Source organism: Sphingomicrobium arenosum (genome assembly GCF_026157085.1).
Taxonomy (GTDB): Bacteria; Pseudomonadota; Alphaproteobacteria; order Sphingomonadales; family Sphingomonadaceae; genus Sphingomicrobium; species Sphingomicrobium arenosum.
Genome location: NZ_JANPVN010000001.1, coordinates 1,803,829 through 1,819,120, shown reverse-complemented (window position 1 = coordinate 1,819,120; position 15,292 = coordinate 1,803,829). Strand labels below are relative to the sequence as shown.

Genomic DNA, 15,292 nt, shown 5'->3' with positions numbered 1-15,292 from the left:
GAGGTGCCTTCTCCAGAGCTTTGTTTTGTCACACATTATTCGGCACCTTCAAGCAACTCTACCGATGTCGTCGACCAGCTTGATTGTCCCATCGGCGTAGCCGGGAGAAGAGTATTTACTCGCCCGGTTTTCCGATTTTTGCCTTCTTAGTCACGGCCGTAGCCACCCTTCCCTGGAACTGGCCACCCGGGAGGGATATCGTCGATAGTCAGCCCCTCCGCCTTGTGGAGCGCTTGCTTCACTCGAGGTGCTCGTTCATCCTCGGGAATCTTAGCGAACACCTCCTCGAATTCGGCCGCCTTAGCCATGATCTTTCGGAGGTCGACTACCTTATCGTTAAAGCTCTTCGTCGCTTCGTTGAGCCGCGCATTTCGTCTCGAAAAGTCCTTCTCTTTCGCTTTCAGCTCCACATTGCGCTGATTGAACTTGGCGACGAGCTCGAGAAGGTCGAAACAGGCGGTAGTGAGGCTCGGCTCGACATGGGCGAAGTCGAGGACTTCCTTCGGCATTTTATTCGGGTGAGAGAACATCTCTGGGGTAAGGCTCAAGCCATCGTCAGCATCATGTCGCAGAAAGCGAGCTAGAGAATTCATCGCGCTGCGGAGGTCGTCTTTCTCTCTTTCCGCTTGCTTCGATGTGAATTCGGCATCGCTGATCCTTTCGGAAAGCTCATTCTCCAACTTGGCCGTGGACTGGCGAGCCTCGGCCTTGATCCGCGCGGCAGTGATTTCCGCCTCCTTGACGATGGCGGCCGCCTTCGCGTCGGCCTCCTTAAGCCTATCCTCACGAGCTCTCCGGACTTTCTCGCCGGCTTGGCTGGCCTTGCCAGTATGCGTGTGCCGTCGATCGCGCTTTTCGTTTGGCGAAAGGTCGCGCCCGTCGATTCCTCGAACAAGCCCGAGATCCTCGCACACCGCGGCCCAGCGGTCGTGGCGTTTAGCAAGTGCCTCTGGCGCCCAGCGAGTCGACGAGACGTCGAGGGACCATTTCATCTCCCCCCGGGTGTCGACGACGTGGCCGTCGACCTTCTCTAGGCTCTTCGGCTTGGGGCCTCGTGGGCGAACCCATTTATGGGTCAGCGGCACCGATACGACGTGGATGTGGGGCGACCTCTCGTCGATATGGAGCGATACGGAGGCCAGCAGGTCGCCATGCTCCTTCCGCGCAAACTCGAACGCCCGCACAATGACGGGATCGCGAAGCAGTTCCTCAAGGGGCTTCTCGCGCCAGTCTCCATCGCGATTCCAGTATTCAGGGGAGGCGCCGTAGACATCCTCTACGGCGATGGCGCCGCAGTTTTTCCTGATCTTGTGTGGGACGCCCTTAGCATCGAAAATGTCCTTGATGCGCTCCTTGTAGGTGCCTTCGGCGCCTTGCAGTAGCTCGATCGGTTCCGGCCGCTCGTCTTCGACGTTCGGAACGTCGATGTGACGCTCGTTGTGGCCTTGAGCCTTCGCTACCTGGTTCCAAGTCTTCAGATTGTTGTGACCAAGGGTCGCAAACCCCAGAGCTGGCGAACCGTCGGCTCGCGGCGGGAAGCGCCCGACACCTCCGACCAATCTCTTTTCGAGATCAAAGTTGCGCTTCGGCTTCCGCTTGCCAATCGGACCGATATCGTCCTCATCATCTGTGCGGCGTTTACGCCGTTTCATCGACCGTCCCCCTTTCCTGAAATAGTATCAGGTCAGGGGAGGCGGGCGAAAGAGGCCCGCCAAAAAATGTTAGCAGAGAGACGATAATAACATTTCACCCGTGAAGGGTTTTTACGCGGTGGCGTAATAAACCCCCGGGCACTTGGACGCGCCCTCGGGCGGGGTGAACCCCGTGAAATGTCATGATCGTCAAGGAACCAAATCTCCCCATATGGGGCACGAGGGCTCGTGGGCAGGCCGAGCAAGCTCGGAATGAAAGGAGAGGGTGAGGATTGATCAAGCCAATCCAATGAAAGCTGCTCGCAACAACACGGCTTGGTCGTTGCGATAAGCAGCCAGACAAAAGGAAGCATCGCAGATGCAACAAATACCAAGCCCGATCGACCGACTGCCACTCGACCCGATCCCCGAACCGCGAGACCAAGTGAAGCGGCTGATGCTCGCCATCGGCATGCTGATCGACGGGGTGGTCGATCAGAAACCCGAGACGTTCCATCCATACCTGAAGCACAGCGTGATGCTGGCCGAGGCAAACGTCGTCGTTCTCGGCACCAGCTGTCAGCGGCCACTCCTCATCCGCGAGGGCTTGGCCGTGGCCAATGCGGTCACATGCGACCTGGTCATTAGTCGCGCGTCAGACAAGCCCGGCCACGCGACCTTCGACGCCAAACTTCAGGGCGATGATCGCCTGTTCCTGGCCTATCGGGTCTGGATCTCGCGTCCGACTGGCACTGCATGGCTGATCCCATCGGCCGGCGAAGGTCCGTGCATCCGTCTCGAGCAAGACGGGCTGAAGATCGAGGAAGACCCTCCCTATCTGGACTGGGCCGACAAGTATCGTGGCCTCGAATTCGGCGCCGAGATTCTCGGCATTGCCGTCGCGGGGTGGTTCTGATGCCGAAGCCGACGATTAAAACGCCGAAGACCATCGCGCTCAAGTCGTTCTGGGACGGTGAACCTGATGATGCCTTCACGTTCGCTCGCCACAACTGGGAAGCAGGCAAGGGGGTGCGCCAGTCTATCGCGCCCAAAATCCTCGCCAAGCGCCGCCCAGCCGCGAAGGAGGGCAAGATCGATACCGCAGAGCGCGTCGAGGTTCTCCTGCCTGCTCATGCGCCTCAGCTCTACGCCGACGTGGATTTCCTCGTGCATAACTTCGAGGAAGCTTATCCGGCCGACGAGAGCCTTGCGCTCGCGCAGGTCACTCTGCGGTTCAAGGATGCGCCGAACCTGCATGGCCCGTACGAGAAGGCGAGGGCGTGGGCGCGCCATGAATATGTCGAGAACAGGGGGCTCCCGCTCATCCTGGTGCTGCATGCGCCATTCCGGATGGGCAGCGACAACCCGCCCCATGCGCACGCCATGATCCTGCCGCGTCGCCTTACCCGGTTCGGCTGGGGGAAGGTTGACCGGCAGCTCGGCGCTGATCGTGATCGAGAGGCCGCCCGCGCGTCCTGGTTGTCGACTCTCGCAAATCGATGACGGACGGCGCGCTGTGCAGCTTATTGTACCATTCGTTGTACAATTCTGCACAGCGCGCTATTCGATATCACAAGTTTTCAAGGACTTAGCGTCTGAGAATAATTGGTCGGGTATCCTCTCTCCCCGACCATTTTCAAAGTCCAAGCCGGAAAAAAGCCGCTCGTCCAGTGGACGGGCGGCCGGCTTGTGCTTTGAAAATCCGACGGATGTCGTGCAGGGCTGCACGACGTCAGGTTCGCCTAATCAGGCATATTCCCCCTTCGCCGCCAGCGCCTTGCACAGCGCTTGCGCGGTCGGGCCGCTTGAGGGCGGGTTCTGGCCGGTGATGAGGAGGCCGTCGGCGACGACATGCTCGGCGAAGACGCCGCCCTGGCTCCACTCGGCGCCCTGCTGTTTCAGGCAATCCTCGAGAAGGAAGGGGACGACGTCGGTGAGGCCGACCTGTTCCTCTTCCTCGTTGGTGAAGCCGGTGACCTTGCGGCCCTCCACGATCGGCTTGCCTTCCTCATTCTCGACGATTTTGAGCACGGCGGGAGCGTGGCAGACGAGCGCGACCGGCTTGCCCGAGCGCAGCGTACCCTCGACGATCCGCTTGCTGTCCTCGCTGCTCGCGAGATCCCACAGCGGGCCGTGGCCGCCGGGATAGAAGACGGCATCGAAATCGGCGGGGTTCATCTCGGACAGGAGCTTGGTGGTGGCGAGCGCTTGCTGCGCCTCGGGGTCGTTCTTGAAGCGCTTGGTGTCCTCGGTCTGGCTGTCCTCGCTGTCCGAGCGCGGATCGAGCGGCGGCTTGCCGCCCTTGGGGCTGGCCAGCGCGAGGCGGTGACCCGCGTCCTTGAGGACATAGTAAGGCGCGGCCAGTTCCTCGAGCCAGAAGCCCGTTTTTTCGCCGGTGTCGCCGAGTTCGTCATGGCTGGTGAGGACGATGAGAATGTTCATGGGTGATGCTCCTGTCGGTGAGGGTGACGGCACGCCTCTTCCCCCCTACAACGCGCCCATGACCCACAGTGATCCGATCATCATCGACAGCCGGTTCCGCGGACCCGATGGAATGGGCAATGGCGGCTATGTCTCGGGTCTCGTCGCCGAGGCGGTGGGCGGCAATGCGACGAAGGTGCGTCTCCACGCGCCGACGCCGCTCGACCGCGAGATCAGGCTGGTGCGCGGCGATGTGGGCGCGCGGCTGGTCGATGGCGAGACGCTGCTGGTGGAGGGCGAGCTGCTGGGCAAGCCGCTCGACCTCGATCCCATGCCCGCGCCACCAGCAGCAGCGGCAATCGCGGCGGCGAAGGCGGCTTTTCCCGCGCCCGAGGTGCATATGGCGCCGCGCTGTTTCGTGTGCGGGCCGCTGCGCGATCCCGAGGAGGCGCTGCATCTCCTGACCGGCTATGACGCCAAGGCACGGGTGGCGGCGGACCAGTGGGTGCCGCGCGCCGACCTTGCAGGCGACGATGGCCTGGTAGCGACGCGCTATGTCTGGGCCGCGCTCGATTGCCCGAGCTATTTCGCCACCGGGCTGACCGACACGCCCGCGTTGCTGGCGGGGATGGCCGCCCGGGTGGAGCGCCGGCCCGCGCCGGGCGAGCGGCTGACGGTGACCGGTTGGCCGATCGAGGCCGACGGGCGCAAGTTGCATTCGGGCAGCGTCATTCACGACATGGAAGGCCGCGCCATCGGCATGGCGCGCGCGCTATGGATCCGGATGGACGCTGGCCTGCCGACCTAGGTCGCGAAGCCGGGATCGAGGCGGTAGGCGAGGCGCATCAGCGCGGGCCAGGCGAGCATCTTGGCGACGATGGGAAGGCCGGCACCACCCTGCTGCGCGGTGATCTCGGGGGCGCCCTGCGGCGGGTGGTTGAGATTGGCCTCGCCCGCCGACAGCGCCATCACCTGTGCCTGGCAGGCGCGTTCGAGATAGTAGAGGCGGATGAAGCATTCGCCGACCGACGCGCCGGTGGCGAGCGTGCCGTGGTTCCTGAGCAGCATCATCGATTTCTCGCCAAGATGCTCGACGAGGCGGGCGCGCTCGTCGGTATCGACGGCGACGCCTTCATAATCGTGGAAGGCGAGGTCGCCGAGGACCAGCATGGCGGTCTGGGTAAGGGGCAGGAGCCCGTCCTTGTGCGCGCTGACGGCCTGGCCGTGCGGGGTGTGGAGGTGCATCACCGAGGCCGCATCCTCGCGGTTCATGTGGAGCGCCGAATGGATGACGAAGCCCGCGGGGTTGGTCATGAAAGGCGTGTCGCCGACCGCATGGCCGTTCTCGTCGACCTTGATCAGCGAACTGGCCGTCACCTCGTCGAACATGAGGTTATAGGGATTGAGCAGGAAGTGGTGCTCGGGCCCGGGCACGCGCGCCGACAAATGCGTGAAGATGAGGTCGTCCCAGCCGAAATGATGGACCAGCCGATAGGCGGCGGCCAGCTCGACGCGCACCGCCCACTCCTCGGGCGACACCTTGCCCTCGAGGCTGGGGATGTCGGCGCTGTCGATCGGGGTCGCACCCCGCATGGCCTCGGTCAGCTTGTCGGCACGGTTCATGGGTGACCTCCCTGCTTGTCGGGATGGGCGGCGGCGAAGGCGGGGTGCGCGCTCGCACTTTCATCGGCGCGCCTGAGGTGCGGATAGTCGTGGATGGGCACCGAGAAGCGGCGCGCGTTATAAAGCTGGGGCACGAGGCAGATGTCGGCCAGCGTGGGCGTGTCGCCGAAGAGGAAGGCGCCCGCGCGCGGCGCGGCGAGCTTTTCGAGGGCATCGAACCCCTCGCGCACCCAATGGCGATACCAATCGTCCTTGGCCGCTTCTTCGCAGCGCAGTTCCTGCTTGAGATATTTGAGGATGCGCAAATTGTTCAGCGGATGGATGTCGCAGGCGATCAGCGTGGACAGCGCGAGGACATGGGCGCGATCGGCATTGTTCTCAGGCATGAAGGGGGGCTCGGGCCGAGTGGCATCGAGATAGTCGAGAATGGCGAGGCTCTGGGTCAGGCGTTGGCCATCGATCTCGAGCATGGGCACGAAGCCTTGCGGGTTCTTGGCCTTGTAGGCCTCCTCCTTTTGCGCACCGCCGGCGAGGTCGACCTTCTCGCTATGATAGTCTATGCCCTTCAGGTTGAGCCCGATGCGGACCCGATAGCTAGCCGAGCTGCGGTAATAATCATGAAGAATGGGGCGCGTCATTGGCGGGAGACTGCGCGTTCCTTAACGGCGCGTCAATCGTGTGCGGCGCGGAAAGGGGCGATGTGGCGTTCGCGAACCCGCGCGGGGCGACTCGATCCCTTGTCGATCATCGCCCAGGCGGTCGCGGCGCGGACATGGACCTTGCCGTCGGCCACGAATTCCATGTGGCGGACCGAGCGCGCGCCCTTCACTTCCGCGTCGATCCAGGTGCGCGCGGTCACGCTCTCGCCCGCGTGCAGGGGGCGCAGATAGTCGATCTCGTGACGCGTCACGACCCAGAAGACCTCTTCCTTCAATTCGGTAGGGGCGGCGGCCTCCCAATGACCGATCGCCACTTCCTGAATCCACTGCACCCAGACGGCATTGTTGACATGGCCGAGCTCGTCAATGTGTTCGGGCGCGGCGGTCAGGGTGTGGGTGAAGACGGGGCGATCCATGCCGACAGGCTATCGCCCGGCGCGACCGGCACGTCCAGCCCCGCGCTGGCGGCAAGCCCGGCGAGTAGGCGCTGCGGGTCCTCGATGGGACCTTCATTCATCCAGCGAATGATCGAGGCGGCGGTCGCAAGGCCCTCGGTCTCGAGATTGGTGGTGAAGCGCGCGAGCGGATAGGGGGTTGGGGCGGGCATTGCCGCGAGTTGTTCAGCCCAGAAGGCGAAATAGCGATCCCCGCTATCGGCGTGATCGAGCAGGTGGTGGACCACGGCGCCGCAATCGTAATAGGCGCGTCCATCCCCGCGCTGGCGCGCGGTCGACAAGGGGCCGCGTTCGAGCCATTCACCGCAGCGCTGCCAGATCCCGGCGAGTTCGGCTTGCATGGCACCGGGCGAGACGAGGTCGCCGATGGCGCGGATGGCGGCATATTCAGCGCCGCCTTCGGTGATCCAGGCTTCCGAGGACGCAGCATATTCGACCTGCTGACCGATCCAATAGTGAGCGGTTTCGTGGAGAAGGTGACGGGTCAGCGCACGGCGCCAGCGCGGTTCGGGCGATTGCAGTGCTGCCCCCTCGAAACGCAGCAGCAGCATATCGTCCAGGCTGCTGCCACCGAAGCCGGTGCGGTCGGGCGTGGCACCGCCCCAGACGATCAGGGCCGTCGGATTGCCGAGGACGGGTGTGCCGAAACGCTCGGTGTAATAGTCGATCGCGGCAAGGAGGGTGTCGCGGCTGGAATCGGCCATCCAAGCGGGCAACCCTTCGTCGATCAAGGCGGTGAGGGGACCTGCGCGGACCGGCTCGCCAGCGCCGAACAGGGCGTAGCGCCCCTCATTGACGCTCGTACAGCGCTGGCGCACTCCCTCGACGAGAACGCCGTCCGCGTCGCAGAAGGTGACAGTGGGGTAGGGGCGCCTGAGCGGTGGGCCGGAATCGCGGTCCATCGTCATGGCGGCGACGGTATCGACATCGGCTACGGGCGCGAGAACGAAGTGGTGGCTGTAGACCGCCATGGTGCCGTCGGTGAAGGCAAGGACCGGGGTGTAGTCGCGCTGGAGATCGGCGGTGAAAGGCGTGACGGCGATGCGCACTTCGGACGGAACGGGTCCGCCGTCGGTCGACAGGAGGACGTCGTGATGACCCACATGGCGCAATTCGACATCGGGCGTCAGCACCTCGAAGCTGCGCGGGCGCCAAGGCTGCTCCTCGTCCCAGTCGATGGCGGATCGCTCGAACAGCCAGACGTTGGAGGGTTCATCAAGCGATAGAGTGGCGACGAGGCGATTCTCCTCGCGCTCGATCCGAGCGGACATGACGGGTGCGTTGGGCTCGGCAAGGAGCAAGGCGGCAAGCAGGATCGACATGGCCAGCATCTTCAAGCGCGGTGCTTGCCCCGGATAGCTAAGCTTCTACGAAGCTGCTTCGCCGTTCGACGCAGGGCGGGCGGGTTTGCTGGCCGCGAAGAGCGCGTCGAGGAGAGGGCCGTCCACGCCGCGGTTGAAGGCGAGGTCGTGGATGCGCGCGGCGGTGGCGGGGTCGCCGCCGATGGCGCGATAATGGTCGAGCCATTCCTCGACGCTCACCGTGCCGTCGCCGCCATGGCGGGCGATGAGGCCCGACCAGAAGGTGAAGAAGTCGCCGCCCGCGTCCACGGCGGCGGCTTCGGCGAGGAGGCTGAAGAGAAGGCCGCAGCCGTAAAAGGCCTGGGCGGCACCGCGTTCGGGCGCGGTGACGAGCGGGCCGCCCGCGCCGAGGCGGCGGCATTCACGCTCGCTGGCGCGCAAGGTGCGGGTCTCGAGGCGCGCGGCCATGGCGGGATCGACCGCCTGCGCGGCGCGAAGGGCCATGAGGTCGGCGCCGCCTTCCATCGTCCAGGCTTCGCCCGGCGGGCCATAGTCGACGAGGTTGCCGAGCCAGAAATGGGCAGCTTCGTGAGCAATGAATTGGCGCGCCTGTGCGGCGGCGGCGGGCGAGGGGGAGACGAGCATCTCGCCTTCCAGCCGCATGACGATCTGATGGGCAATGACGCTGCCGCCGAGGCTGACGGTGCCGCGTGTCGGGCCGCCCCAGCCGACGATCAGCTCGGGACGCTCGTCCTCGTGCGGGCCGAGGCGGGCGGCATAGAGGGCGAGAATATCGGGAATGTCGGCGGCGAGCTGGTCGGCGAGCCATAAAGGAAGGTCGGGATGGACCTGCATGACGAGCTGATCGCTGGTGCGCGGCTTGGGGGTGCCGTGGAAGACATAGGCGGCGTTTTGCAAGGCGAAGTCGCCGTGGCGGGTGCCGCTGTTGAAGTCCTCGCCCTCGAAGCGCACCAGCGGATGGCCGCCGGGATAGTCGGGCAGCATGGTCCAGTCGGCGCCCAAGGCCTGGACGGCGGCGATCGAGGCGGCGGGGCGCAGCGTGAAATGGTCGGAGAAGAGGGCGGTGACGTCCTCGCCGAGGCGGATGGCGGGCTGGTAGTCGGCGTGGATCAGTCCTTCATAGGGGGTGAAGGCGATCTCGATCTCACGCGGGAGCGCGCCGCCATCGTCGGCGACGAGCGCTTCGTGGTGACCGATGCGAGTGAGCGTGACGCCGTCCGTCAGGACGTGCCAACTGGTCGCGCGCCAACTGGCGCCGGTGTCGCGCGCGGTGCCCGAGCGCAGGAAGATCCAGACGGGAGCGTCGGCGCCCAGCGCGAGTTCGAGGCGATAATCATCATGCGCGGCCGCCGTGACGGTCGCTTGCATGATCGGCGTGCCGGCGCGCGCGGCCTCATACGGATTGGGGGCAGCGCCGAGCGGCGCCGCCCCCAACAGGACTGTGGTCAGAAAGGCGAGGCCGCGCCTCATTCCTGCCCCAGCTGGTCGAGGACGAAGGCATATTTCTCGGCCTGCTCGTAGAGCGAATTCCAGCGCCCCGACTTGCCGCCGTGACCCGCCCCCATGTTGATCTTCAACAGGAGGAGATTGTCGTCGGTCTTGGTGGCGCGCAGCTTGGCGGCATATTTGGCCGGCTCCCAATAAGTGACGCGCGGGTCGTTGAGGCCGCCGGTGATCAGCATGGCGGGATAGTCCTGCGCGCTGACCTGGTCATAGGGGCTGTAGGACAGGATATATTTGAACGCCTCCGGATCGGTGATCGGATTGCCCCACTCGTTCCATTCGCCCGGGGTGAGCGGGAGCGTGTCGTCGAGCATGGTGTTCAAGACATCGACGAAGGGCACGTCGGCGACGATGGCGCCGTAAAGCTCGGGCGCCTGGTTGGCGATGGCCCCCATCAGCTCGCCGCCTGCCGAGCCGCCCTGCGCGGCGATATTGCCGGCCGGCGCATAGCCCGCCTCGATGAGGCCGCGGGTCACATCGACGAAGTCGTTGAAGGTGTTGGTGCGCTTCTTGAGCTTGCCGTCGAGGAACCACTGGTAGCCCATCTCGTCGCCGCCGCGGATGTGCGCGATGGCGAAGGCATAGCCGCGATCGACGAGGCTGTAGCGGCTGGTCGAGAAGCTGGCCGGATAGGCCGAACCATAGGCTCCATAGCCGGTCATGAAGACGCGGCCCGTGCCGTCCAGCTCGAAGTCCTTGGAGCGCAGCACCGAAACCGGAACCATCGCCCCGTCGCGCGCCTCGATCATCAGACGGTCGACGACATATTTGTCGGGATCATGGCCCGAGGGCACCTCCTGCACCTTCAGCGTCGTAAACTCGCCTGAGGCGGCGTCATAGTCCATCACCGTGCCGGGAGTGACCATGGAGCTGTAATAGAGGCGGTATTTGTCGGGGGCATATTCGGCCATGCCGGTGAAGCCCGCGGTATAGGCCGCTTCCTCGAAGGGCAGACGGGTCATGTCGCCACTGTCGTAATCACGCAGGTAGAGCTGGTCGAGACCGTTCAACCGGCCCTCGACGAGCAGGTGATCGCGATAGGCATCGACGCCCTCGAGATAGAAGTCGTCCGAGCCGGCGATGACCGTGTGCCACTTCATCGGGTCGGCGGGGTCGGCCTGGGCCAAGCGGAAATTGACGTGATTGTCGTTGGTGACGATCCAGAATTTTCCGTGCGCGGCGTCGACCGAATATTGGATGTCGGGTCGGCGGCGCATGATCAGCTGCGGCTCGGCAGTGGGGTCGTCGGCGGGAATGAAATACCATTCGCCCGAGCTGTTCTCCCCCGACAGGAGGAAGATGTAATTTTCATCGGTCGACTTCGACAGGTTGACCGTAAAGGCGGGGTTTTCGGTTTCCTTGAGGACGAGGCGGTCGTCCTTCGCGTCGGTACCAAGCGCGTGATAATAGGCCTCGTAGGTGCGCCAATTCTCGTTGGCGACGGTATAGAAGAAGCCGGTGCCCGCCTTGTCCCATTCGGGCGCGCCGAGCGCGCTGTCGCTCACCGTCTCGAGAACCTCGCCCGAGGCGATGTCGATCACCTCGATGGTGTAGCGTTCCGAGCCGTTGCGGTCGGAGAGCACGATGGCTTGCGTGCCATCGGGGCTGACCTCGAAACCGCCAAGGCGATAATAGTCGCCGCCCTCGGCCTGCGCATTTTCGTCGTAGATGAGCGTGCCATTGTCGGGGGTGATGTCGCTCGCCGTGCCATCGGCGGGTTTGCGATACCACAGGCGATATTGCGTGCCGGGCGCGAATTCGGACCAGTAGACATAGTCGCCATTCTTGACGGGAACGCCCTTGTCGTCCTCCTTGATGCGCGCCTTCATCTCCTCGAAGAGCGCTTCGATCGTGTCAGCCTGCGGGGCCTTCCACGCTTCAAAATAGGCGTTCTCTTCCTTGAGATAGTCGAGCACGTCCTCGTCATCGATGGTCGGGTAGCTCTGGTCCTTGAGCCAGTGATAGGGATCCTCGACGGTGATGCCGTGGCGTTCGAAGCTGTAGGCGCGCTGTTCGGCGATCGGCGGTTCGGGCAGGTCGGTCATGCTGTCTTTCTGGGCAAGAGCGGGGGCGGCGAGGGCGGCGAGCGCGATGCTGGCCGTCAGGATATGGCGTTTCATCGGAAAAGCTCCTTCACATTCGTTGCCGCGACACTAGGTGCTATGAGAGAAGCTGCAACATCTGATTTCGCCCGATGCCGGGCAGAGGAGTATATTCATGTCGACCCATGCCGACCGCCTTGCCGCGCTCAGGACCCAGCTGAAGGACGACGCGCTCGACGGATTTGTCGTGCCGCTGACCGACGAGCATATGAGCGAATATGTCGGCAGCTATGCGGCGCGGCTGGCGTGGCTGACGGGCTTCGACGGCTCGGCAGGCGCGGCGGCGGTGCTGCCCGAACAGGCGGCGATCTTCACCGACGGACGCTACACCATCCAGGTGCGCCAGCAGGTCGATGGCGACCTGTTCGCCTATGAGGACGTGCCGCAGACGAGCGTGGCGGCCTGGCTCGGCGAGCATGCACCGCAGGGCGGGCGGATCGGATACGATCCGTGGCTGCACACGCGCGCCTGGGTGAAGGCGGCGACCAAGGCGCTGGCCGACAATGGTGCCGAGCTGGTCGCGGTGGAGCGCAATCCGGTCGACCAGGTGTGGATCGACCAGCCCGCGCCGTCCGATGCGCATCTCGAACCCTATTCGCAAAATCTCGCCGGGCGCTCAAGCGAGAGCAAGCGCGCCGAAATCGCCGAGACATTGAAGGGCATGAAGGCGGACGCGAGCGTCATCGCGGCGCTCGACTCGATTGCCTGGGTACTCAATGTGCGCGGCAAGGACATCGTCCACACGCCGGTCGCGCTCGCCTTCCTCATCGTCCATGCCGATGGCAGCGCCGACCTGTTCCTCGACGGCGAAAAGGTCGACGATGGCCTGCGCAATCATCTTGGGCAGGACGTGCGCATTCACGAGCGGTCGGATTTCGAGGCGCATCTCGAGGGTAATTTCGCGGGCAAGACCGTCGCGGTCGATCCCGAGCGGTCGGTCGCGGCGATCGAAATGGCGCTGGAGCGCGGCGGGGCGAAGGTTATCGCGCGGAGGGATCCCGCGGTGCTGCCCAAGGCGATCAAGAACGAGGCCGAAGTCGCGGGACACCGCGCCGCGCAGGCGCGCGACGGGGCGGTCATCGCCAAATTCCTCCGCTGGATCGAGGAAGAGGCGCCCAAGGGCGGTCAGGACGAACTGTCGGTCGCGGCCAAGCTCTATGAATTGCGCGAGGCGACGGGCGAATTGAAGGACCTGTCCTTCGACACGATTTCGGGCGCTGGCGCCAATGGCGCGCTGCCGCATTATCGTGTCGACGAGAAATCCAATGCCAAGCTCGAGATGAATTCGATCTATCTTGTCGATTCGGGCGGGCAGTATCTCGACGGTACCACCGACATCACCCGCACGGTCGTCATCGGCACGCCGACGGCGGAAATGATCGACCGCTACACGCGGGTGCTCAAGGGCCATATCGCGATTGCGCGGGCGCGGTTCCCCGAAGGCATTTCGGGTGGGCGCATCGACAGCTTCGCGCGCCAATATCTGTGGGAGATCGGCGAGGACTTCGGCCATGGCACCGGGCACGGCGTCGGCGCCTTCCTTGCGGTGCACGAAGGCCCGCAGCGCATCTCGCCCCCGGGCGGTGCCTATGCGGGGGCCGACGAGCCGCTGCGCGAGGGCATGATCCTGTCGAACGAGCCCGGCTTCTACAAGGAAGGCGAATATGGCATGCGGATCGAGAATCTCGTGCTCGTCGTCGCGCATGAGGTCGAGGGCCGCCGCGTGCTCGGTTTCGAGACGCTGACCTTCGCGCCCTTGGATCGCCGCCTCATCGACAAGGACATGCTGAGCAATGCCGAGCTCGCGTGGGTCGACCGTTATCACGCCCAGGTGATGGAGAAGATCGGCTCGCAGCTCGATGGCGAGGACAAGGCGTGGCTCGAGGCGCAGTGCGCGCCGCTTTAAGCGCGGGCTAGTCGCCTGATTCGCGAGGCTTTTCCGATTCGCTGCGTTGCTCCTTCGCCATCTCCTTCCCTTGGCCCTTGCGGCGGCGGAGGTTGGCGCGCAGCGCCTCGGCGAGGCGTTTGGCCTTGTCGTCCTTGTCGTGGGTCATGGCGCGCTCGATAAAACAGCAAGCCTGCCGCGCCAAGACGCTTGACAGGTGGGAGCGCTTTGGCGATAGGCCGCGCCGTTCCCGCTAGAGATGCTGCCGTAGCTCAGGGGTAGAGCACTCCCTTGGTAAGGGAGAGGTCGAGAGTTCAAATCTCTCCGGCAGCACCATCACCGGCTCGCGGATCGTCCGTTACTTTATTGGGTATCGCCCGCCGCTTCGACGGTGACTTCCTCGCGTGCATCGGCCGTGAGGTCGCGCTTCACCGCCTCCTTTGCCTTGGCGTAGAGTTCGGGCGTGAGCTTGGCCGTGCGCGGTGCAATGGGCGTGCCGTTGCCCATTTCGCCATTGGCCTCGATATCCTCGAGCAACAACTCCATCTGCGCGATCTCCTTGACCTGCGCCTCGATGATCGCATCGGCGAGCTTGCGTACGCGCGGATCGGAAATTTCGGCGCGGCGGCTGGTCAGGACCGCGATCGAATGGTGGGGGATCATCGCCTTCATCCAGCTTTCGTCCTCGACCGTCGCCTGGCTGCGCGCGAGCCAGAGGAAAAGCAGGAAGCCGAGGATGGCGCCGACCATGACGAGGATCTTGGTCGCCAGCGTCCTGTACATGTTCCACATGAAGCCGAGCATGATGACGATCATCGCCATGCCCATCATCAGCGCCATCCACATCCGCGTTTGCGAGAAGAAGACGTGGCTGGGCTCGTAGACGTTGGAATATTTGAGGACGAACATGGTCATGATCGAGGTCGCGATCATCACAAAGAAGGTCGTCCACTTGCCGTGATGGCCCTGCTTGTGATGCTGCTCGTGCGCGTCGCTCGCCATGGCGTTCTCCCTTGTTGCTGTACCGCTGAAAAAGCGTGGCAAAGGGGGATCGTTCCGGGCGCGGAGCCTACCAGGCGAGATGGTCGAGGCCGTGGATCATCGAACCGCCGAGCCAGCCTTGGACCAGGAGCAGCACGCAAAAGGCTGCGAGGAAGCAGAGCATCGGCGTGGCGGCGATCCGGTCGGGGCGGCGCCATGCCAGCCAGCCCAGTGGGAGGGCGATGAGCGCAATCGCGGTGCCGAGCCAGCGGTGCCAAGCGACGACGGGATCGAGGTCCCACCAGGTGGGGACGGCGCCGAGCCAGCCGACGAGGGCGGCGACCGGCGCGCTGATGGCGCCGGCGACAAGCAGAAAGCGCGCGGTCTCGCGAAGCGCCATACGGCGGCGCGAGAGCAAGGCGGCGAGCAGCGCCATCGGGAAGAGCGCGAGGGGGAAATGCACCAGCGCGGGATGCAAGCGCCCGAGCCAGTCGAGCGTGCGTTCGGCGGCACCGGGGGAGGCGGGCGTGAAGGTCGGTGCGGGCGCGCTGTCGGTGGCATGTGTCGCGCGAGCATCGGGGCTACTTGCCTGTTCCATCGGCGCGTCGAGGGGCGCCACTCCACCATGCTTCTCGCCCTTGTGGGCATGTGCTGGCGGGGCTGCTGCCATGAAGAGGCCGCACAGGAACAGAAGCAGCAAGCGCATGAGG

15 protein-coding genes and 1 tRNA gene are annotated in these 15,292 nt (G+C 64.4%); 5 read left to right on the top strand and 11 right to left on the bottom strand.

Annotated features, from left to right (window positions below; all coding sequences use genetic code 11):
- Positions 1–146 precede the first annotated feature (146 nt).
- Positions 147–1,652 carry a plasmid recombination protein gene (locus NUW51_RS09145; RefSeq protein ID WP_265587213.1) on the bottom strand — a complete coding sequence of 502 codons (1,506 nt, stop codon included), beginning with the start codon at positions 1,650–1,652 and terminating at the stop codon, positions 147–149.
- Between the two features lie 436 nt (positions 1,653–2,088).
- Here NUW51_RS09145 and NUW51_RS09140 point away from each other — a divergent pair, with 436 nt between their 5' ends.
- Positions 2,089–2,547, top strand: coding sequence for a hypothetical protein (locus tag NUW51_RS09140; RefSeq protein ID WP_265587212.1), 459 nt, complete (start codon positions 2,089–2,091; stop codon positions 2,545–2,547).
- Positions 2,547–3,134, top strand: coding sequence for a hypothetical protein (locus NUW51_RS09135; protein ID WP_265587211.1), 588 nt, complete (start codon positions 2,547–2,549; stop codon positions 3,132–3,134). Before NUW51_RS09140 ends, NUW51_RS09135 begins: the two co-directional genes overlap by 1 nt.
- 243 nt (positions 3,135–3,377) lie before the next feature.
- On the opposite strand, the gene NUW51_RS09130 is transcribed toward NUW51_RS09135, so the two are convergent.
- Positions 3,378–4,073 carry a type 1 glutamine amidotransferase domain-containing protein gene (locus NUW51_RS09130; protein WP_265587210.1) on the bottom strand — a complete coding sequence of 232 codons (696 nt, stop codon included), beginning with the start codon at positions 4,071–4,073 and terminating at the stop codon, positions 3,378–3,380.
- Here NUW51_RS09130 and NUW51_RS09125 point away from each other — a divergent pair.
- A complete protein-coding gene (locus NUW51_RS09125) occupies positions 4,072–4,860 on the top strand; it encodes a hypothetical protein (RefSeq protein WP_265587209.1) in 789 nt (262 codons plus the stop codon). The genes NUW51_RS09130 and NUW51_RS09125 overlap by 2 nt on opposite strands.
- Here NUW51_RS09125 and NUW51_RS09120 read toward each other — a convergent pair.
- From NUW51_RS09120 to NUW51_RS09095, 6 genes are read right to left on the bottom strand one after another with little or no spacing between them, the layout of a single operon-like run.
- Entirely contained in the window at positions 4,857–5,645 is a 789-nt protein-coding gene (locus tag NUW51_RS09120) for a class II aldolase/adducin family protein (protein ID WP_265587964.1), read from the bottom strand. The two genes, NUW51_RS09125 and NUW51_RS09120, sit on opposite strands and share 4 nt — an antisense overlap.
- Before the next feature lie 26 nt (positions 5,646–5,671).
- A complete protein-coding gene (gene maiA, locus NUW51_RS09115) occupies positions 5,672–6,313 on the bottom strand; it encodes a maleylacetoacetate isomerase (RefSeq protein WP_265587208.1) in 642 nt (213 codons plus the stop codon).
- Positions 6,314–6,345: 32 nt separating this feature from the next.
- On the bottom strand, positions 6,346–6,750 hold the full coding sequence (locus NUW51_RS09110) for an acyl-CoA thioesterase (RefSeq protein ID WP_265587207.1): 405 nt from the start codon (positions 6,748–6,750) through the stop codon (positions 6,346–6,348).
- The gene (locus NUW51_RS09105) at positions 6,720–8,111 is read right to left on the bottom strand and encodes a gluzincin family metallopeptidase (protein WP_265587206.1); all 1,392 of its coding nucleotides are present in this window, start codon (positions 8,109–8,111) and stop codon (positions 6,720–6,722) included. Before NUW51_RS09105 ends, NUW51_RS09110 begins: the two co-directional genes overlap by 31 nt.
- A gap of 45 nt (positions 8,112–8,156) precedes the next feature.
- On the bottom strand, positions 8,157–9,581 hold the full coding sequence (locus tag NUW51_RS09100; protein ID WP_265587205.1) for a hypothetical protein: 1,425 nt from the start codon (positions 9,579–9,581) through the stop codon (positions 8,157–8,159).
- Positions 9,578–11,659 carry a S9 family peptidase gene (locus NUW51_RS09095; protein WP_265587963.1) on the bottom strand — a complete coding sequence of 694 codons (2,082 nt, stop codon included), beginning with the start codon at positions 11,657–11,659 and terminating at the stop codon, positions 9,578–9,580. Before NUW51_RS09095 ends, NUW51_RS09100 begins: the two co-directional genes overlap by 4 nt.
- 172 nt (positions 11,660–11,831) lie before the next feature.
- Between NUW51_RS09095 and NUW51_RS09090 the strand changes: the two genes are divergently transcribed.
- Positions 11,832–13,622 (top strand): aminopeptidase P family protein, encoded by a 1,791-nt coding sequence (locus NUW51_RS09090; RefSeq protein ID WP_265587204.1) that lies wholly within the window; start codon positions 11,832–11,834, stop codon positions 13,620–13,622.
- Positions 13,623–13,629: 7 nt separating this feature from the next.
- Here NUW51_RS09090 and NUW51_RS09085 read toward each other — a convergent pair whose 3' ends face one another.
- Positions 13,630–13,770 (bottom strand): hypothetical protein, encoded by a 141-nt coding sequence (locus NUW51_RS09085; RefSeq protein WP_265587203.1) that lies wholly within the window; start codon positions 13,768–13,770, stop codon positions 13,630–13,632.
- A gap of 92 nt (positions 13,771–13,862) precedes the next feature.
- Here NUW51_RS09085 and NUW51_RS09080 point away from each other — a divergent pair.
- Positions 13,863–13,937: transfer RNA gene (locus tag NUW51_RS09080), tRNA-Thr, on the top strand.
- A gap of 27 nt (positions 13,938–13,964) precedes the next feature.
- Here the strand turns inward: NUW51_RS09080 and NUW51_RS09075 are convergent.
- Positions 13,965–14,603, bottom strand: a complete 639-nt coding sequence (locus tag NUW51_RS09075; RefSeq protein ID WP_265587202.1) for a DUF305 domain-containing protein — start codon at positions 14,601–14,603, stop codon at positions 13,965–13,967.
- A gap of 67 nt (positions 14,604–14,670) precedes the next feature.
- Positions 14,671–15,288, bottom strand: coding sequence for a DUF2231 domain-containing protein (locus NUW51_RS09070; RefSeq protein WP_265587201.1), 618 nt, complete (start codon positions 15,286–15,288; stop codon positions 14,671–14,673).
- Between the last annotated feature and the right edge of the window lie 4 nt (positions 15,289–15,292).